Annotated in this window: 19 protein-coding genes; 7 read left to right on the forward strand and 12 right to left on the reverse strand. The window is 40.0% G+C overall.

All coding sequences use genetic code 11. The annotated features are described in order from the left end of the window. Positions 1-90: 90 nt before the first annotated feature. On the reverse strand, positions 91-1,791 hold the full coding sequence (gene recJ / locus C4F40_RS02215) for a single-stranded-DNA-specific exonuclease RecJ (protein ID WP_196937736.1): 1,701 nt from the start codon (positions 1,789-1,791) through the stop codon (positions 91-93). Positions 1,792-1,907: 116 nt separating this feature from the next. Here recJ and C4F40_RS02220 point away from each other — a divergent pair, with 116 nt between their 5' ends. The 3 genes from C4F40_RS02220 to C4F40_RS02230 all read left to right on the forward strand — a co-directional run bounded on the left by C4F40_RS02220 (position 1,908) and on the right by C4F40_RS02230 (position 4,827). Beyond that, positions 1,908-2,690: an MBL fold metallo-hydrolase gene (locus C4F40_RS02220; protein WP_196937737.1), complete on the forward strand. Its 783-nt coding sequence runs from the start codon at positions 1,908-1,910 to the stop codon at positions 2,688-2,690. Between the two features lie 342 nt (positions 2,691-3,032). Next, positions 3,033-3,512: a cation:proton antiporter regulatory subunit gene (locus C4F40_RS02225; RefSeq protein WP_196937738.1), complete on the forward strand. Its 480-nt coding sequence runs from the start codon at positions 3,033-3,035 to the stop codon at positions 3,510-3,512. A gap of 7 nt (positions 3,513-3,519) precedes the next feature. Beyond that, complete coding sequence (locus tag C4F40_RS02230; protein WP_196937739.1) at positions 3,520-4,827, forward strand: cation:proton antiporter; 1,308 nt, start codon at positions 3,520-3,522, stop codon at positions 4,825-4,827. Here C4F40_RS02230 and C4F40_RS02235 read toward each other — a convergent pair. Together C4F40_RS02235 and C4F40_RS02240 are read right to left on the reverse strand one after the other, a co-directional pair. Next, entirely contained in the window at positions 4,824-5,153 is a 330-nt protein-coding gene (locus C4F40_RS02235) for a metal-sulfur cluster assembly factor (RefSeq protein ID WP_196937741.1), read from the reverse strand. The two genes, C4F40_RS02230 and C4F40_RS02235, sit on opposite strands and share 4 nt — an antisense overlap. Further along, a complete protein-coding gene (locus C4F40_RS02240) occupies positions 5,150-6,316 on the reverse strand; it encodes a glycosyltransferase family 4 protein (RefSeq protein WP_196937743.1) in 1,167 nt (388 codons plus the stop codon). The genes C4F40_RS02235 and C4F40_RS02240 overlap by 4 nt, the downstream gene beginning before the upstream one ends. Positions 6,317-6,408: 92 nt before the next feature. Here C4F40_RS02240 and C4F40_RS02245 point away from each other — a divergent pair, with 92 nt between their 5' ends. Together C4F40_RS02245 and C4F40_RS02250 are read left to right on the forward strand one after the other, a co-directional pair. Next, positions 6,409-7,386, forward strand: coding sequence for a polyprenyl synthetase family protein (locus tag C4F40_RS02245; RefSeq protein WP_196937745.1), 978 nt, complete (start codon positions 6,409-6,411; stop codon positions 7,384-7,386). 79 nt (positions 7,387-7,465) lie between these two features. Then, on the forward strand, positions 7,466-8,242 hold the full coding sequence (locus C4F40_RS02250) for an amidohydrolase (RefSeq protein ID WP_196937747.1): 777 nt from the start codon (positions 7,466-7,468) through the stop codon (positions 8,240-8,242). 11 nt (positions 8,243-8,253) lie between these two features. Here C4F40_RS02250 and C4F40_RS02255 read toward each other — a convergent pair whose 3' ends face one another. Next, complete coding sequence (locus C4F40_RS02255) at positions 8,254-8,598, reverse strand: hypothetical protein (protein ID WP_196937748.1); 345 nt, start codon at positions 8,596-8,598, stop codon at positions 8,254-8,256. A gap of 112 nt (positions 8,599-8,710) precedes the next feature. On the opposite strand from C4F40_RS02255, the gene C4F40_RS02260 reads away from it, so the two are divergent. Then, positions 8,711-9,151, forward strand: coding sequence for a MarR family winged helix-turn-helix transcriptional regulator (locus C4F40_RS02260; RefSeq protein WP_196937750.1), 441 nt, complete (start codon positions 8,711-8,713; stop codon positions 9,149-9,151). 152 nt (positions 9,152-9,303) lie between these two features. On the opposite strand, the gene C4F40_RS02265 is transcribed toward C4F40_RS02260, so the two are convergent. The 6 genes from C4F40_RS02265 to panC form a co-directional block, all read right to left on the reverse strand. Beyond that, complete coding sequence (locus C4F40_RS02265) at positions 9,304-10,860, reverse strand: FMN-binding glutamate synthase family protein (protein WP_196937751.1); 1,557 nt, start codon at positions 10,858-10,860, stop codon at positions 9,304-9,306. A gap of 136 nt (positions 10,861-10,996) precedes the next feature. Next, a complete protein-coding gene (locus tag C4F40_RS02270) occupies positions 10,997-11,758 on the reverse strand; it encodes a Rossmann-like and DUF2520 domain-containing protein (protein ID WP_196937753.1) in 762 nt (253 codons plus the stop codon). After that, entirely contained in the window at positions 11,758-14,262 is a 2,505-nt protein-coding gene (locus C4F40_RS02275; RefSeq protein ID WP_196937755.1) for a heme lyase CcmF/NrfE family subunit, read from the reverse strand. Before C4F40_RS02275 ends, C4F40_RS02270 begins: the two co-directional genes overlap by 1 nt. A 63-nt stretch (positions 14,263-14,325) precedes the next feature. Continuing rightward, on the reverse strand, positions 14,326-14,736 hold the full coding sequence (locus C4F40_RS02280) for a cytochrome c maturation protein CcmE domain-containing protein (protein ID WP_196937756.1): 411 nt from the start codon (positions 14,734-14,736) through the stop codon (positions 14,326-14,328). Between the two features lie 368 nt (positions 14,737-15,104). Further along, complete coding sequence (locus C4F40_RS21645; protein ID WP_262894803.1) at positions 15,105-15,233, reverse strand: hypothetical protein; 129 nt, start codon at positions 15,231-15,233, stop codon at positions 15,105-15,107. A 174-nt stretch (positions 15,234-15,407) separates the two neighbouring features. Next, positions 15,408-16,256 carry a pantoate--beta-alanine ligase gene (gene panC, locus C4F40_RS02285; RefSeq protein ID WP_196937757.1) on the reverse strand — a complete coding sequence of 283 codons (849 nt, stop codon included), beginning with the start codon at positions 16,254-16,256 and terminating at the stop codon, positions 15,408-15,410. Positions 16,257-16,406: 150 nt separating this feature from the next. Between panC and C4F40_RS02290 the strand changes: the two genes are divergently transcribed. After that, positions 16,407-17,234 carry a glycogen/starch synthase gene (locus C4F40_RS02290; RefSeq protein WP_196937759.1) on the forward strand — a complete coding sequence of 276 codons (828 nt, stop codon included), beginning with the start codon at positions 16,407-16,409 and terminating at the stop codon, positions 17,232-17,234. 57 nt (positions 17,235-17,291) lie between these two features. Here the strand turns inward: C4F40_RS02290 and C4F40_RS02295 are convergent, their stop codons facing one another. Both C4F40_RS02295 and C4F40_RS02300 read right to left on the reverse strand, forming a co-directional pair. Beyond that, the gene (locus tag C4F40_RS02295) at positions 17,292-17,615 is read right to left on the reverse strand and encodes a DUF493 domain-containing protein (protein ID WP_196937760.1); all 324 of its coding nucleotides are present in this window, start codon (positions 17,613-17,615) and stop codon (positions 17,292-17,294) included. An 85-nt stretch (positions 17,616-17,700) separates the two neighbouring features. Then, complete coding sequence (locus C4F40_RS02300; RefSeq protein ID WP_196937762.1) at positions 17,701-19,962, reverse strand: GH92 family glycosyl hydrolase; 2,262 nt, start codon at positions 19,960-19,962, stop codon at positions 17,701-17,703. Positions 19,963-20,197: the final 235 nt, after the last annotated feature.

Raw genomic sequence — 20,197 nt, forward strand, 5'->3', positions numbered from 1 at the left:
TTTATTATCACCTCTTACACTTGTAAACCAAACGACATTACGAAGGGAAGTTACCCCGATATACGTTGACGATGCCAATGTGAATTTATTTTAATATCGAATAGATTTGATATTTAATTGCAAATTCTTCTTTCCTCTCCAGTTATTTTCGTCTACAGCGTAGCAAATATCAAAGGGTTTCCCGCTGTTAATGTGATCAACATGATTTGCTAATCCAAATCCAATACATTCAAAATTGGGAGAGTCATCTTGATAAACAGCCATCTTAATATGATTGTTTCCGACAATATACGCCGGACCAATAGCTTTTACACCTGTGGACAGGAATATAGGTGAATCGTTTTGGGGCCCAAAAGGTTCAAACTGTTTTAAAATACGGTAAAACTTACCCTCGATTTCATTTAACGCAATTTCCAGTTCAATTAAAACCTCTTGTTGCAGCATTTCCGGTTTTATGGTTTTCTGAACGACCTCTTCAAATTTTTGCTGGAAAAGAGGGATGTTTTCTTCCTTCATCGTCAATCCAGCAGCATATTTATGTCCTCCAAATTGTTCTAAGAGATGACTGCATTCGCTTAACGCTTCGTATAGGTCAAAACCTAAAACCGAGCGGGCCGAACCGGCGACATGTCCGTTGGTGCGGGTTAAAATAACAGTTGGGCGATAATATTTTTCGGTCAGACGAGAAGCAACAATCCCGATAACGCCCTTGTGCCAATCGGATTTATATAGTACCGTAGATTTGCGTAACTGATTTATTTCACTGTTATCGATAATGGCCAGTGCCTCCTCCGTAATTTTAAGGTCAAAGTCTTTACGAATGTTGTTTTGATCATCTACCGCTACAGAATAATTAACAGCTTCTTCAACGGATTTTGATATCAGCAGGTTAACAGCATCCTTTGCGTGGTCAATACGACCCGCAGCATTTATTCTCGGCCCTATCTGAAATACAATATCATTCACGGTAAATATTCCAGTTCTGTTTGTTGACAATTTAACCAAAGCCTGAAGGCCCACGCAGGGGTTGGAATTGAGTTTTTTAAGACCGAAATGGGTGAGGATTCTATTCTCGCCTGTAATGGGTACGATATCTGAGGCGATGCTAACAGCTACCAGATCTAGATATTGATAGGCTTGCCCCATATCCATTCCGTTTTTTCTGATAAAGGCTTGGATAATTTTGAATCCAATGCCACATCCCGATAATTCTTTATAAGGGTAGGGGCAATCCGATCGTTTTGGATCCAAAACTGCTACCGCATTTGGAATTGTCTCCCCAGGCAAGTGGTGGTCGCCTATGATAAAATCAATACCTTTGCTATTTGCATAGTCTATTTTATCCAAGGCTTTAATCCCACAATCTAATGCTATTATCAATGAAAAATCATTTGCTGCAGCATGATCGATTCCTTGTATAGAGATACCATACCCCTCACTATAACGGTCGGGAATGTAGAACTCTAAACGGCTGTGAAATGTCCTGAAAAAACTATATACTACAGATACAGCGGTGGTGCCGTCTACATCGTAATCTCCATAAATAAGAATTTTTTCATTATTGCCTATGGCTTTTTCGATACGGGTAATGGCGAGGTCCATATCCTTCATTAAGAACGGATCATGGAGTGCTTCTAATGTGGGTCTAAAAAATGTACGTGCTTGTTCGAAAGTTTCGATACTACGATTCAGTAATAACTTAGTAATAAGGGGGCTAATCCCCAATACATCTCGTAATTTTTCAATTTTGCTGACATCATTATTAGATTTTAGTACCCACCTTTTTTGCATATCTTTGCACACTAATTTACATGTAAATATACATTTTATAGCCTTAGCTACCTAATGTAGCCGTGGCGTATTTAAAGTTGTTTGGTGTAACTGTCATATTTACAATATAATAAAAGATGATACAGGCACATTCCTTATTTGAGGGGTCTTTTTCAGTAGATGTCTCCAAGAAATTTGTTCCATTTGATCCCTTAAAAGACGATGTCAAAGATAGGCCGGGATCCTTATTCATACATGTTCACCCTTTTTTAATTGAGTCGAGCGATGGACTGCTCCTGTGCGACGCTGGATTAGGTCAACGTACCCAGGAAGATGAACTTGTCATTCATCATAATATTCGAAAATTGGGATTTGAACCAGGAGACGTAAAATATGTCTTGATGTCACATTTACATAAGGACCATACCGGGGGCATGGTTGATTTTAAAAGCGGTGTAGGTCGGGTGGCATTTCCTGAAGCAGAGTATATTATCCAACGCGGTGAGTGGGAAAATGCCTATAGTTCAGAGTCTGCTTCCTATCGTACTGAAGTTTTCGACGTACTACAACGTAGCGGTAATCTCACTTTGGTGGAAGGAGAGGGCGTGCTGAATCAAGAAATTAGGTATCTTGTGAACGGAGCCCATACGGAGTTTCATCAAGCATTTCATATTGAAACCGGGGGTGAACATTTCTTTTTCGGCGGAGATGTCCTTCCAGAACCGGAAGAGATTTTCCGGAATTTCATTGCGAAGTATGATTTAGACGGTCGACTAGCACGTGATCTGCGCAAGCAGTATTGGGAAGAGGGCAGCACCGAAGGCTGGGTTTATCTATTCTATCATTCCAAAAGCATAGCCATTGGAAGACCTGAGCTTAAAGATGACGGGACTTATCGAATCATTGATGCCACAAAATAAAGGAGGCTGTATCAAAAGGTCTTATAAAGCGTGTAAACGTCATTTCGACCAAAGGGAGAACCCCGAAGGGCTCTCCGAAGGAAAATCTAACGATATATATAAAAAATCCTGAAAATCAGATAAACTTTAATTATTCATGCTTTTAGATTTCTCCTCGTTCCTCGTCGAAATGACGACATAGTTTACTTGCGAGACAGCCTCTTCTTATTTTTATAGCTGTCAGAGCTATTTCCAAGGTAAATTCGTCATGCGCACGTGATGGTAATTTTTTGTAACTTTGCACCAATGGTATTGAATAAATCCCATGGTAATAAAAATGTTATTTCAATTAATTATTGAGTTATGTCTATCGTAAGAGAGTCTGACCTCATTGGCATTGGCAAAAAGTATCAAATCGAAACTGAAGCTGGAGACCATATGGTTGTTGTAATTCATGATGACGGTCGTCGAGAACTGTACCGTCATGATGATGAAGAAAGCGAAACACACTGTGTTATGACTTTATCGGATGAAGAATCCCGTCAGGTTGCTGGTATTTTAGGGGGACTATCGTACAAGCCCAAGGCTCTTGAAACTATTCAAGTCGCATTGGATGATTTGCGCATCGAATGGTATAAAGTTGAAAAGTCCAATGATGGTGTGAACAAAAGCATTGGTCAATTGGAAGTTCGTCAACGTACCGGCGCCTCTATCATTGCGGCTATCCGCGAGGATGAAACTGTTATTAATCCAGGGCCGGATTATGTCATTGTGCCTGGCACCACGCTAGTAATAGCGGGTAAACAAAAGAATATTAAACTGTTAAAAGAAATATTGCTATAGAAGATATATGACTCATATTATTATTTTAGAAATAGGAATTGCTGTACTACTTGTTGCTCTGGTTGGATTATTAGCTAACCGCCTTCGATTTTCTGTTATTCCATTTTTTATTGTAATAGGTATGTTGTTGGGAAATAAAGAATATCCTACCTTCGTTTCCGACTTTTTGAGTCAAATTGGTAATCCCTCGCTGACTTCGGGTTTTAATGTAGTCTGGTCCTTTTTTACGTTCACCGAAAGCAAGCCCTTTATTGAATTTATGGGTCGGCTAGGGGTTCTATTCCTATTGTTTTATCTCGGCTTAGAGTTTTCTGTGGGGCGCCTCGTCAAATCTGGGAAATCAATCGTCACTGGCGGAGCACTTTATGTACTCATCAACTTTGTTTCGGGTTTATTTATTGGATGGCTGATGAACCTCCCTTTCAAGGAGTTAATGGTGTTGTGTGGGCTTATGACGAGCTCTTCTACGGCGATTGTAGCTAAAGTGCTGACTGATCTAAAGCGGACAGCTAATGCCGAAACTGAAGTCATTATGGGAATGATCATGTTCGATGATTTGTTTATAGCCATGCACATATCATTCCTTTCCGGTTTGATTCTTACAGGAGGTACTTCATTCTTTGCAGTAGCAGGTACCTCGCTTTTGGCGTTGGGTTTTATTCTTGCATTTTTAGTATTGGGTAGGAAGCTTATCCCATTTATCGATAAATTATTGCAAGACAAATCGTCTGAATTATTTATTCTCATAATTTTCAGCTTGTTATTTGTTATTGCAGGCTTTTCAGAAACCATTCACGTGGCCGAGGCAATCGGTGCTTTGATGGCAGGCCTTGTATTTGCTGATTCTAAGTACATTAAAAAGATTGAGGCAATGGTATTACCTTACAAAGACTTCTTTGGAGCCATGTTCTTCTTTAGTTTTGGGCTTTCGATTGATATTTACTCGCTTGGAGGGGCCATAGGGTGGGCAGCTGTAGCCGCGCTAGTTACTATAATCGGAAATGTCGCTTCTGGTTACTTCGCCTCACGGTTCTCGAAGTTAAAGCCACGTACGTCGTTTGATATTGGATTTACACTATCAGCAAGGGGTGAGTTTTCGATTATCATGGCCAATATTGGAAAGGCGGGCGGATTACTTCCAGTGATACAATCTTTTGTGGTAGTATATGTCTTGATCCTTTCTATCGTCTCTCCGCTTTTAACGAAGGAGTCTCGCAACATTTGGAATGGGCTATTTGGGAAAGATACGCCTCCTTCCAAACCTCAGAAAACGCTCAGTGATTTGGAAGCGGCGGCTATAATAGAGAAGTCCTAGAATAATCCCAAATCCAGTTTTGCCTCTTCGGTCATCATGTCTTTCGTCCACGGCGGATCAAACGTGAGCTCCACCAAAGATTCATTAACACCAGCTATAGAAGCCACTTTACGTTGTACTTCGTCCATTATTTCACCAGCTACCGGGCAACCCGGAGCGGTTAACGTCATCACCACCTTAGCAATACCGCCCTCTTTCGTGATAATCTCGTATACAAGGCCAAGGTCTACGATGTTTGCCGGTTTTAATTCAGGATCGTATACAGTTTCTAATATTTCTCGGATCTGAGGTGCAAGACCTAACTTATCCATTATAATTATACTCATGACTGTTTCGTATTTAAAATAACATTTTTATAAATAGCAATAAGCGTGCTCATATTACGCGTTGGAGTATATTTGTCGATATACTCTTTCCGACAGTTGGCACCTATTGAACTTTTCACGGAACTATCTAAACTTTGCCATTGATCCAAACTAGCGATTATACTCCTTTTTTCAAATGGATCGAAATGTAATCCCGTATATAAAGGTATAACCATTTTCGCTAATATTCCAATATTGCTTGATATTACAGGTGTACTTAATGCAAATGACTCTAAGATCGTCATAGGCATGCCTTCGTAACATATGGAAGGGACAAGTAATGCGTTTGCGTCTATCAGATGCTGTTGGATTACATCATTTTCTTGAAAACCAAAATACGTTATGTTAGGGACGTCAGCTGTTAAGCGTTCTACTTCATGCTGTTGGGGGCCCGCCCCAAAAATCTTTAAAAAATGAGATGTACCTTTCAGCGCCTCGATCAACGGTAAGATTCCCTTTTCTTCTGCCAGTCTCCCAATAAATATAAAAGATTCACCTTTCGCTTGCGGGGACATCTGAGGATCAGCTACGTAATTTCCTTTAACCGCGAAGTTATCACTAGGAAGGTTTATTTTCGATTTTAAAAAAACGGATTTTGCAAAATCCGATAAAACAATAAAGGTATTTATTTTGTGAAATGTTCCAAGCTTTTTGTGGATCCAATAACTACATGCGACCCAAAATGATTTGAGAACGGAATTGTCCAATACACCTAATTTCACAGCAGTCCAAGGGAAGTTTTCTGTCAGGCTATTGGTAAATATACTATTTTTATAAAAGAGGGTAGCAGAGGGACAGATTAACCTGTAATTGTGCAGGGTCATGACTATCGGGATTCTACTGCTATTGACGGCGCTTATAATCATAGGTCCAGAAGCGTAGTGTATATTGTGTATATGGACAACATCGGGACGAGAGTCCTTTATCGCTCTTTTAATACGATTGGATGCAATTAGGTTAAAAGGATAACTCAAGAATTGCAATAAACCGCTAAAACCTGTCTTATTTTGAAAAGTGAGTTCCGTCACCTCATGATCCTGACGAAGCGCATTAATTTCTTGATGAAAAACCATGTCCTCACCGCCTTGGTGTTGATAATAATTATGGACAACTAAAATGCGCATCTACTATTTTATTTGTACAAACTTAGATAAATTTAGCCGACTTCTCCACTCAGAAATTAAATACTTATCTTCGCAAAACATTTGACATCGCTATGTTTGGAAACACATTATATGTCGAAAAGATTCAGCATGCGCTTGAGCAGTCGAACTTTCCGGCAACACCTGATAATTTATACGATCCTGTCCGTTATATGCTCTCTCTTTCGGGAAAGCGAATTCGCCCTTTACTTGTTTTATTAGGTGCAGATTTATTTAATATCGAGAATATAGACGACGCGCTACCAGCAAGTTTAGCGATTGAGTATTTTCATAATTTTTCGTTGGTCCATGATGATATTATGGATAACGCGCCCTTGCGTAGAGGAAAGGAAGCTGTGCATAAGAAGTGGAACGAAAGTGTAGCTATATTGTCTGGTGATGCCTTATTGGTAAAGGCGTACGAGCAGTTGGCTTTTGTGAAAGTCGAATATATACCGGAGTTGCTGCGTATTTTTAGCCAGTTGGCCATCGAAGTGTGTGAAGGGCAACAGTATGATATGGATTTTGAATCGATTGATTCGATCACGGGAGATCAATATATTGAAATGATTCGTCTTAAAACATCTGTTCTATTGGGTGGTGCACTGGAAATGGGGGCAATAATAGCAAATGCTACCCTTGTGGATCGAAAACATATCAATAATTTTGGCGTCAATTTAGGAATTGCTTTCCAGTTGCAAGATGATATTTTGGATGTATACGGCGATCCATCTACTTTTGGAAAGCAAATCGCCGGCGATATCATTGCCAATAAGAAAACCATATTGTATATTTTGTTAAAATCGAAATTGGAGCAGGAGGATACTCAAGAATTCGAAGATTTGCTAACAAATAAGGCTATTACATCCGATGAAAAAATAACTCGGATGAAAAATTTATACCAAAAATATCATGTTGTGCAAGAGGCGGGTGAATTGAAGGGAAAATATACCCATTTGGCTTATGAAAGCCTACAGAAAGTGAACGTAACAGAACCTCAAAAGAAAGAGCTTTATAGCTTAGCCGATAATTTGATGCGGCGCACGCAATAATCTGATTGAAATGATAGGATTTTATTTTAATTTTATTAAATTGTAACAATAAATCACCGGAAAAACTGTTTTCATATTAATGGAACCTATAAAAATAACAACATTCCAAGCTTACCTGTTTTGGGAGAATGTAGAAAAAAACCTTCAAAATCTGGCTTTGCGATTATCGTCACTACGAGAGAAAACGGATCTTATTCTTTTGCCTGAGATGTTTAATACAGGTTTCACCATGAACGTGGAAAAATGTGCAGAAAAGATGGATGGCCCTTCCATGCATTGGCTTTATGAAATGTCCAAGAAATTCGACTGTGTCGTGGCAGGGTCTCTTATTATTGAAGAAGAAGATAAATATTATAATCGTTTTATATGGATGTCGCCGGATGGCAGTTTCGTGCACTATGATAAGCGTCACTTATTTGGGATGGCTAAAGAGGACGATGTATTCACCGCTGGAAAATCCCGTATTGTTCTTCAGCTTAAAGGATGGAAGATCTGCCCGATGATTTGTTACGACCTACGTTTTCCTGTTTGGTCGCGTAATCAGGTCGATGGATATGATCTTTTGGTGTATATCGCTAGTTGGCCAGATAAGCGTTCGGCGCATTGGCGTACATTGATTCCGGCAAGAGCATTAGAAAATCAAGCTTTTGTGATTGGAGTAAACCGTGTAGGGTACGACGGGAATGAGGTTTATTATTCGGGTGGTTCGATGTGCATTTCGCCTGTGGGAGATGTCGTGTATTATAAACCGGAGGATGAAGATTTGTATACGTTCACGCTCAATCCGAAAGATTTGGAAAATGCACGGGCTCAGTTCCCATTTCTAAAAGACGGCGACAATTTTTCCATTTTATAGTAAGATAAAACCTATCTGTAAGGTCGATCTAAAATAGCCGCTTGAATTACAGCCTGTTTGAGGTCAAAAGCTACTGTTTTTTCCTCTAACGCTTCTAAGGCTAAAGCTTGAGGAATAATCTTTTTTTCCCCCTTATATTTTTGTATGTGCGATACTTCCGGGGGTGTTGATTCCCTTTTAATTACCGGAGGATGAATGGTAGAACGCGTTGGCATTGACGGTGCTTGCATAGGAACAGGTGGTACAGGAACTCTGACGTCACGTTTAGCCGTCTTCTCCATTTCCTTTTTATAATTATTGTAAATATTATAAATGAGTCCCCCCACCAAAACCAAAGTAATTAATATATTTTCCATTGAACTAAAGTTAAGAAATTAATTAAAAAATACAGGTATAGGTGAAATAAAATTTGGAAATTATGCTAATAATGACTTAATTGCATAAGCAACCTAAACTTATTTATTAATCATGACTAGTAATAATCTATTTGCAGAAGAGTTTTTCTCGTTTTTAACTGGAAAAGCGTCTACTGCTATGTCAAGAAGACTACAGCGAAATTTAAAGGAAAGCTGTCTAACGATTACTGCGGAGCAATGGAGTCTCCTGTATTATTTGTGGAACGAAGAAGGACTAACACAACAAGAGTTGGCCAATCTTACCTTTCGCGATAAGCCCAGTATTTCACGATTAATTAACAACCTCGAAAAATTGAAACTGGTTATCCGTGTCAACGATAAAGGAGATCGCAGAACCAACCTTATTTACCTGACGAAGGAAGGCAGAAAGATTAAAATGGACTGCATGGCGCAGGCATCACGTACAATCGCCGAAGCTATCGACAACGTCGATCGGGATAAACTTAAAGATGCGCAGCATATCTTGGAAACAGTATACCAAAATTTAAAGTAAACGCTTAAATGCCCGTCATTGCGAACCGGAGGCACGATGGTGAAGCAATCTATTTGAACAAAAAGTTAAGATTGCTTCGTCATTCTTCCTCGCAATGACGAGTTTTTTCACAGTTCAATGATCTTTTTAGATACGCACAATTCCTTACAGAGTTAGTCCAAGAACTCTTCTTTTGCAAAGTTGTTGTCCTTTTTATTCAATCGACCCGTTTCTTTAAAATAAATGTCTTGAAAACTTAGTGTCTGGATACTATCCACTTTTCGGAAAAATTTATCGGCGGTGACGTCGTCCAATGTTCGAAACCCACAAGCTTCCATGATTTCTGCGGTAGCACGTAATGTATTCCGGTGAAATTGGGCTACCCGTACGTATTTATCTTCCACATCAAGTCCCTTATATAGGTGGGGTTGCTGCGTAGCTACCCCTACAGGGCACACATCTTCGTTGCATTTTAATGCTTGAATACACCCCAAAGCAAACATCATTCCCCTTGCGCTATAGCACGCATCTGCACCTAAGGCAATCACTTTTAATAAATCAAACCCGGTAACGATACGACTGGAAGCGATAATTTTTATGTGCTTTTTAAGTCCGTATCTAATGAGCGTAGTAGTGACGAATGTCAGTGCATCATATAGTGGCATGCCCAGGTTGTCTGTAAACTCCAAAGGAGCAGCTCCGGTACCTCCTTCTGATCCATCTATGGAAATGAAATCCGGGAATATTTGGGTCGTCTGCATGGCCCTGCATATTTCCATAAACTCCTGTTTGTCACCAATACAGATCTTAAATCCTACAGGCTTACCATTCGAGAGCTCGCGCAGCAGCTGGATGAATTCCATCATCTCTATCGGATTACGGAATGCGCTGTGTGCCGGTGGCGACATGACGTCTGTACCCGGTACAACGTGGCGTATAGCAGCGACTTCTGGTGTGTTTTTTGCCGCCGGTAAGATACCACCGTGACCGGGTTTAGCTCCTTGGGAGATCTTGAGTTCAATCATCTTAACGTACGGGCGATTGGCTTTTTCAGTAAACAGGTCGGGATCAAAATACCCCATTTCATTACGACATCCAAAATAGCCTGTTCCGACTTGCCAGATTAAATCTCCTCCGCTGATGTGGTAATTACTTATTCCTCCTTCACCCGTATTGTGCGCAAAATTCTGCAATGCCGCACCTTTGTTTAATGCGGTGATTGCCGTTTTACTCAGTGCCCCGTAACTCATAGCCGAAATATTGAACACGCTCAGGCTGTAAGGTTGGCTGCATGATGTATTACCCACGGTAGTGCGTAAATCGTGATTTTCAATATGGCAGGGGAAAATTGAATGTGCGACCCACTCGTTTCCGACAGCCTGCGGATCTGTTTGCATGCCAAAAGCAACTGTTTCACGTTCATTCTTTGATCGCTGATATACAATTGAACGCTGTCTGCGGTTGAACGGTCTACCATCGGTATCTGATTCCCAAAAATATTGTCTTAATTCTGGGCGGATGGATTCAAAAAAATACCTGAAATAACCAACCAAAGGAAAGTTCCGGAGGATCGCATGGTTCGTTTGGAAGCTATTATAAAATGCAATTATCATTAAAGGAAACGGAACGATAAGCAACCAAAACCACTGCGGAGTAAAGATAAATCCAAAAGAAACAATAATAAGATTGATTAAGATGATCGTGCCAAGAATTAATTTTCTAACTGTCATAGTTTGTTATCAAGTTATATGTGATTCAAACGTCTACTTTTAATGTTTGTTTTATTCCTCGGCAAAATTAGCAAGTAATTTGCGCTTTAATATGTCCCTGATAATTTTTATTTTTTTTGCATATAAAGCTCGCTTTCTATCTTGTTTTTATAATTAAAGCGGTCAAATTTTGATAGATTTGAGCGAGGTGCTTCTCTTGGCTTAAGAATTGTAAATGAGCGTGTATTGTTTGCATGTCATTTCTTATCGCCGGACCGGTTTGTACCTCTCCAGGTTCTTGATGTTGCACTTTGTTGGCTGTTTCTCGTATGATCGGTCGTATCAATTCAATATCCAAATTCTCGCGCTTTAATAGGTCAAAGGCAACTTGATACAAGGCATTAGAAAAGTTGTTCACAAAGACTGCAGCAATATGTAATGTTATCCGTTGTTGGCTATTGCAGCGGAATGATTTGTGTGAAAGCTGTTGTGCTATTTGTAACAGCATTTGTTCGACCTCATGCGTATTCCCTTCAACGGCAAACGGAATGGCGGATAAGTCCGTTTCTATGTTTTTGGAAAGACTTTGCGGAGGATAGATGACCCCACTTTTTTCAAAGCGATTTAATATCGTTAGGGGGGTGGCCCCTGATGTATGAACAACGATACCTTGTAGTTGGTTGGGAAGTTGATCTATAACTGGCTTGATTGCTTGATCAGATACGGCGATAATATATAGATCTGCGCTATCGCTGATTTGAGAAAGATTATGGATGCTTTCCGCAAAAACGACTTCAGCCAATGCATCTGCATTGGCTGAAGTTCTACTATACACTTGTGTAATGTGGTGTCCTAGCGATTGGAACGCTTTAGCATAGTGTGTCGCTACATTTCCGGTTCCGAGTATAACGATGTCCATTAGGATTCAATTTTATCTTCTGGTTTTCTATCCTTTAAGCGTTTGTATATCGCCATGATAAAACCAATCGTCATGATGATGGTGCCACACCAAAAGAAATTAATGTATGGGAACTTTATAGCTTTAAATACAATCCATTTCTTTTCCGGTAACGGCTTTTGATAAACCATTATTTCCAATTTATCCTGATCTGGACGGATATTTGTGAAACGGAAGCGAAGTCCCTGTTCTTCAACATCTTTATTGAAATCATATGCATTACCATCTTTCAATAGAAATACAGGTTCTACATCATATTCCTTCCCGTCTCCGGAAATTACCTTTATCTTTAAACCTACCAATACGTCTTTAGGATCCAAAGGGATGTTCTGTAATTTGGCATCTTTATTTATACCATCAATAACGAATACACCGTTGCGGTAGCGTAAGGTGTCTCCGATACTTACTTGATAGGTTGCGGGTTCATCATAATCTTCGAATCCTGTTTTTTCACTGTCTTGTATATTTGTGGCAGGTAATTGCGAGTCAGCTGATGCTGCGGTGATCAGGGTATAAATATCGTATGTGACGTAGTGCTTGGTAGCGGGTGTGCCAATTAGCCCCCCCATATCCGGGTTGTTTTGGGCAAAAGGACTTAACCGAAAAGATTCCAGTATTTTACCACTTTCTTCGTCGATTTTTTCATATTTGATGTGATAATATACGTTCGGAGGTGCGACGCTATCGCCAACATAAGTGATTCTGTAGGCGCCCATTTGTACGGGTTCGCCTTCGGTTAAAAATAAATTTTCGCCGGGGTCGGTAAATTTATCTCCGTCTTTGCCAAAATTTTGTACGCCAATGTAGCGGCTTTCGTTGACGGAGATCACTTCATTGGTGGCAGCGGCAACTAATGCACCTAAAACAAGTAAGGCAAATCCAATATGTGAAACGGCGGAACCTGCTAATCGCCATTTTCCTTTCAGTGCATCACCCAATACGCGGATATTTGCCAAAATGCAGAAAATAGCGGTGAAGGTAATCAAGACGTACATTACGTTGGTGTATACCTTCGTAAAATATACCACCACAGCTGCCAAAATGAGCGATACGATAAATGAAGCGATAAGGGCCGGCCAAAATTTCTTGGGATCTGACCGTTTATATTTTAAGAACTGTGTACATGAAGTAAGTAATAAGACAACGACAGCGAAAGCACCTTGCCATTTGTTGTAATGTACGATGGGATCAATTGGTGGAGCTACTTTTGTGCCAAATAGCGTGTTGAAAACCGGTATCGAAGTGGTTGCAATCATCTGTACGCAAGCGACAGTTAAAACCAGCGCTCCAATAAACAGCCAGAATTCTCTTGAATAGATGTCTTCTTCTTTCTGTGTACTAGGTAGCTCTTTTCTTCTCCAAATTAACAGGCCGACTGTGATAATCAGAAAGGTCACATTGAAGAAGATCAATTGTCCGGACATTCCTAAACTGGTAAAGGAGTGTACAGAAGTTTCTCCCAATATGCCGCTACGTGTTAAATAAGATGCGTAAATAACCAATACGAAACTTATTAACGCAAGTAAAGTTGCGGTAAAGTAAGCATGTCCGGAATGTTTGTAAGCTAACATCACATGCACTGCGGCAATTAGTGTGAGCCACGGAATAATCGATACATTTTCTACCGGATCCCAGGCCCAAAAGCCTCCAAAGTTTAGCGCTTCATAAGCCCAGAATGATCCCATGATAATACCTGCTCCCAAAATCATCACGGCAAACAGCGCCCATGGCATACTCGCATTTATCCATTCCTTATATCTTCTCTGCCATAAACCTGCAGCTGCATACGCAAAAGGTACAATCATGGAGGCAAATCCCAGAAATAGGGTAGGTGGATGAATAACCATCCAATAGTTTTGTAATAACGCATTCAGTCCCCTGCCATCGGGTATCATCGACAAATAATTGGGGTTATTGAAGATAGGTCCTGGCATGGCATCTCGTAACAAGATGAACGGTGAACTGCCTATCCGAGATCCAAATACTTCTACACCAATCAGCATACAGGCCAAGAACGTCTGACAAAGCATCACGAAGGTCATTACCGGTGCCTCCCAGCTTCGGGACTTGAAGACAAGAATACTACTTAATACGACCTGCCAAAACATCCACAACCAAAAGCTACCTTCTTGTCCTTCCCAGAATGACGAGATGATGTAATGTGTTGGGAGGGATCGCGAAGAATGCGCCCACGCGTAATGGTATTCGAATAGATGGTTATAGATGATATAAAATAAAGTTGAGCCTATTACAAGAATAGAAAGGGCATTCAACCAAAACCCAATTCGACCAAGGGTTTTCCATGATTTGTCCTCGATAGGTTCGCCAGATTGGTTTCTCGCAGCGTTTTGAGCTGCAAAAAAATAGCTTATCAGGGAAAATAAAGATGCGCCGAAAGAGAGGATAACAAAAAATTGTCCTATTTTTCCAGGTAGTAGGTTTTCACCAACGTAATTAACGTCCATTATTTAAATCAAAATTCAAAAATCAAAAGAAAGAAGCCGAAAGTCAAAAGTATTCAAAACGCCCTACTGTGCTAGGTAAGCCGTAGTTGCTTCGATTACTTCTACTTGGTCTTGATTATACTTAGAAGGACATTTCATCAATATTTTACTTGCATGAAATACATCCCCTTCCATTTTTCCGGTAAGCACGATTTGTTCCGAACGTTCGATGTCCTGCGGTTTCGCACCATTAAATACAACGCGACATTCTGTACTGTCATTGTCGTACATGTAAAATGAAAAAAGGTTTGCATCTGTTACGGGATCATAGATCAAATTCTTTTCTTTGTTTAACACGCCGACAACATACAACTCTGTGTTTTTTTCTTTCGCCTCCGTAAAGGTAGAATATGTACTCGAATCGGTGTAAATCACCAAAATCATCGCAATAGCCACCGCTATGATCACAATCAGAATGATTGAACTTTTCTTCATAATGTATATTCACTAAACCAGTTACAAAATTACAAAAAGGGAATTGAAAGAAGGAATTAAACAAATCACACTGTCTATTTAGAAATGATCTAAACTGAGTTAGGTTTTTAGCTTAACCTTTTGGTTAGTAGTTTCTTGTAGGGTGCGTGACAATATGAGCTAGTTGAATTTAATTGTGCATCATCAATATTACAGAGTGAGGGAAGGTTTATTTTATGCAGTTTGTCGCTCGCTCTAAATTGTACTAGCAACCATTAATATCTGTATTTTATCTTTTTGCCCTCGTCGGGGGGCTCCTTCTTTTCTTCCAAAAGAAGCAAACCGAACGTAGTGAGCTCAAGAATTCCATTGAAAACAAATATTTATTCTTAAAGTCGTCGCTGTACCCATTCGCCATACTGGTTCGTGCTGCCTCCTGCTATTGACAAATGGTTGCTGCGTAAGTAGGCATCAGGGCCGAGTGCGGGAATTAGGGGCTGATGCAACTCTAGCGACATTTTTATTTATTTGAGGATAGTGCTTTGTTATTAATTCTCTACTTAGTACTGCAACTGAATTTAAGATGACGACCTAGGTCGATGTAGCGTTAAGAAAACTTTTGGATTTGCGTTAAGAACAGGTCCCGGAAGTGAAACGGCTTGGAACTGTTCAGTAAATCCAAAAATATATCTTTATCCATTTAACAACATATTATCAATAAGCCGCACCCCTTCCACCCAAGCTACAACTAGTGCGACATACTCTTTACCAGCATGAAGCTCGTCAACCTGCTGTAACGTTCTTGTTTCACAGATGGCGAAGTATTCGGGTGTCACACCTTCTTCGGATTGGATTATGTTCTTTCCGATCTCTGTTAATTCGTTGACTGGTATGGACTTAAAATTTTGCTGCACATACCGAAGTGCTTTCGAAAGGATCAGTGCTTTTTCTTTTCCTTGGGAAGAGAGGCGCATATTACGGGAACTAAGCGCCAAACCATGTTGATCTCGTATAATCGGACAAATGATGAGTTTTATAGGGAGTTGTTTTACATCGATCATTTTCTGCACCACCATGACTTGTTGAAAATCTTTTTGACCAAAACATGCAAAGTCGGGCTGAGTAAGGGTAAATAACTTGTATACGATCTGTGTTACGCCTTGGAAGTGCCCCGGCCGGTGCTCTCCTTCCCAGACCGCTTCCAGGTTTCCCAAGTCTAAGTGCCAATTTTCGCCGGTATCTGGATACATTTCCTCGACAGAAGGTAAAAATAAGACATCGCAGGAGGCCAATTTCAATAGTGCGATGTCGTTTTCTAGTGGTCTGGGGTATTTCTCCAGATCTTTTGGATCATTGAATTGAGTTGGATTGACAAAAATGCTACAAATGGCAATATCGGCGGATTGTTTGGCCTGTTGGATAAGGGACAAATGCCCCTCGTGTAAAGCGCCCATGGTAGGGACTAACGCAATGGTTTTATATGCTTCGCGAATACCTTTAAGGTAGTGCTGAAGGCTGTTTTTGGTGTTGAAAATTTGCACGTATTTTTATTTGTAAAAATGGCAGTAAAGTTGCATAATAATTTTGTAATTATAAAACGATGATTTTTAATATATTGTAAAATACAGATAATTTGCGTACCTTTGTGCTACTGATTTTTATATTCTATTAATAAAAAAAGCAATTTGGAGATGGCAAAAACGAAAATATTGTTTATTACCCACGAGATGTCGCCTTTCCTTGAAATAAGTAAAATTTCTGAAATTACACGCCAGTTACCGCAAGCCATGCAGGAAAAAGGATTTGAAATCCGTATCTTAATGCCTCGCTTTGGTAATATCAATGAGCGCAGAAATCGTCTTCACGAGGTGATAAGGTTGTCGGGAATGAATATTGTGGTAGACAATAACGATAATCCATTGATTATTAAAGTAGCTTCATTACCGGCCGCACGTATGCAGGTTTATTTTCTGGATAATGAAGAGTATTTCCAACGTAAAAAGATTTTCCGTGATGAAAATGGTAAATTTTTTAGTGATAACAGCGAACGTTCGTTGTTTTTTGGAAAAGGGGTGTTGGAGACGGTGAAGAAGCTGGGATGGTCGCCAGATGTCGTGCACTGTCATGGTTGGTTTTCAGCTATGGTGCCGTTATACTTAAAGAAGGTGTACCATGATGACCCGACATTCAAGGATGCGAAAGTGTTTTACTCGCTGTATAAAGAAGACTTCGATGCAGATACAGATACATTGAGTGCCAAATATGGCGAGATGCCCGCACAGGAAGATGTAGATGTAGCGGATTCCGCTGCTTACGGTTCGGGTAACTATTTGGATTTGTATAAAGGCGCTTTGACGTATACCGATGTTGCGGTAATCAATGATAAAGATTTGAATACAGAGGTGCTTCAATTTATTGAAGATCAAAAAATTAGGGTATTTACTCCGAGTGGTGATGATGATTATGAAGCTTTTTCTACATTGTACGAAGAGTTTGCCCCTGAAGAAGTAGAAGTTTAATAATTGAAGGTTGATTAAAAAGAAAAAAGCCGGCTGTCTTATTGGCAGCCGGCTTTTTTATAACATGATTACCTTATCTATTTTCGCAACCGCTTTATAATAGGCGATCACTTGATCAGCTGTATTTACAAACGTTTCAATGGTAAACGCGTGGTATTTTCCGGTTTTGGAATCTTTGGTAGAAATTTTCGTACTAGGGTGTTCAAATAGCCGTTCAATTTGATGCTTTGTTTCGATTGAAGCTGGTGCTATAAATTTGAAAACATATAAGGAAGGAAACGTTTCTACATCGATCAATTTTCGTCTAAAATTGTCGTAAAAATCGGTACCGTCATTATCTCCAGGGATGTCTTGTATTTTTATGTTGTTTAAATCTGCCATTGTATATCTCCTTTTATAATGTATTAGCAATAAATATACCTTTTTAATGTTAGTAAGAAAAAAGCGACATTTCGTCGCTTCCCGTTTAATTTTCCATTGATGTAGGCCAACTTGCTTTATGTTTTCCTAACTTTTTATTTGGTTTATTAGACATCTCAAAAACCAATTCGCCTCCCTTGAGCATTTCATCATGTCTAATGAAAACGTTGTGGTAAGGCCTGCCATTGAGCGTAATGGATTTAATGTAGATGTTTTTGGACGAATTGTTGTTTGCTACTATGGTGAATAATTTATTATTCGGCATGGTAATCGTAGCTTTATTTAGCGATGGACTGCCGAAGACGTATTCGCCACCTACCGGAGAAGCGGGATATAGGCCCATCATTGACCATACCGCCCAGGCGCTCATTTGTCCGGCATCTTCGTTACCAGCATAGCCGTCTGGACGATCATGATACATAGAATCCACGATTTGCCGAATTTTTTCTTGTGTCTTCCATGCTTCCCCAATGTAACTGTACATATAGGCAATATGATGGCTCGGTTCATTTCCATGGGCATATTGGCCAATAAATCCGCTGGCGTCGGGTGATTGGTTTTCGCCGGTCATATATGAAGGAGTAGCAAATAACGAATCGAGCATATCACGTAATCCATTTTTATTTGGAAATAATTTGGCTAACCCTCTAATATCGTGTGGTACAAAAAAAGAATGTTGCCATGCATTACCTTCAATGTATTGGCTTTTGTCAAAGTCGTGTTCAGAATGAAAAGGATCAAATGGTTCGACAAATTTGCCGTTTTTGAATTTTGCCCGCATAAATCCGGATTGGGGGTCAAAAAGATGCTTGTAATTTTTTGCCCGTTTTGTGAATAGTTGAAAATCTTCGTGTTTTCCAAGCTTTTGGGCTACCAATGAAATGCAATAATCGTCAAATGCATATTCCAATGTTTTGGTTACGCTTCCTCCGTTGACGTCCTGTGGTACGTAACCATATTCAATATAGGCCGGAACCTCACGTGTTTGTTGAAAGGCGCTTGCACGCATGGCTTGATAGGCGCGTTCAGCATCTACTCCCGGCCAGTTTTTAAGAACAGCATCTGCTAAAACGGGTATAGCGTGATAGCCCGTCATAGTGTTGGTTTCGAATGTGCTTAAGTCCCACACAGGCAATAGCCCGTTTTCATCGTAAAAGGAAAGCATGCTATTTAGTATGTCGCTATATTTTTCGGGTTGAGTAATGGTGAAGAGTGGTTTCAAAGCCCGAAAGGTATCCCAAAGCGAAAATAAGGTATAACGCTGCGCTCCGTCGGCCATGCGATGTATCTCACCTTTGTAGTTTTTGTATCCACCATCTTGGTCTGAATACAGTGTCGGGGATACAGCGGTATGGTAGAGTGCCGAGTAAAATACACGTTTTAGATGATCGTTGTCGGTCTCCACTTTTATTTTTGCCAGTTCTTTTTCCCATTTAGCATCGGCGTCATGTCGCACTTGATCAAAATCCCAATGCGGGATCTCTTGAAGTGCGGCAAGCGCCTTATCTGTGTTTGTCGTCGATAGGGCGACTTTGATCTTTATACTGGATGAGGATTTAAATACCAGTTGTGCGTTTGCTGATTTTGGACCTCCCTGTGCATTACTGTTTTTGATCTCGAGAAAAGAATCGAAGCCGGGAGCCTTAGCGCCGTTGAAGAGGTGATCCGCGATAGGCTGCGACGTGCGTAATGCAAAATAAACGTGTTGTTTATTTGCCCACCCATACGAATACCGATGCCCTATGATGGTGCTGTCATTACGGATTTCTATACGCGTCGATACCGGACTATCCCAATTGTAGGCATGTCCTAAATCTATTCTCACTGTAGGTGATCCTGTGTTGGGAGGGAATGTGTACGCATGTAATCCTACGCGTTCGGTACTTGTCAATTTTGTGTGAATGCCATTATCGAATTTAACTTCATAATATCCGGGACTTGCTTTTTCAAGTTCATCGGAAAACTTTTGGCGCATATCTATTTTTTCTTTTAAAATAGGAGCTAACATAGGCATCACGGCAATATCTAACCAATCACCAATACCTGTCCCGCTCAAATGCATGTGACTGAATCCGGCAATGGAGTCCGAAGAAATATGATAACCGCTGACCCAGTCCCAGCCATTTTTGCCATTATCCGGTGATAGCTGTACTAAGGAAAATGGAACTGTTGCTCCGGGATAGTTATGCCCGTGACCACCTGTGCCTATAAACGGATCTACATATTTTGAGTATGTTTGCGCGGTGACCGTGCAGACTAACAGGTTGAAATATAATATAGTAAGTAATGATATTTTTTGACTAATCATGTAAAAGATAATGATATGACGTATGTGTTTAATTGAATATGAATAGGTAAAACCATTTAGCAAACTTAGGTAAATTTACTTTTATATACAATATAATCACTTTACCTATTAAAAGTTACCTCGAGGTTAGATTGAATACGGTCGGTAGGAGGAGAAGTTTTGTATTCCTCTATTGTTGGATTTTTTTGAAGAAAATTAAAAAAGTAATTTTGCTAAAATTGTTGTTGAATTTTAG

This window comes from Sphingobacterium pedocola (genome assembly GCF_015209965.1).
Classification (GTDB): domain Bacteria; phylum Bacteroidota; class Bacteroidia; order Sphingobacteriales; family Sphingobacteriaceae; genus Sphingobacterium; species Sphingobacterium pedocola.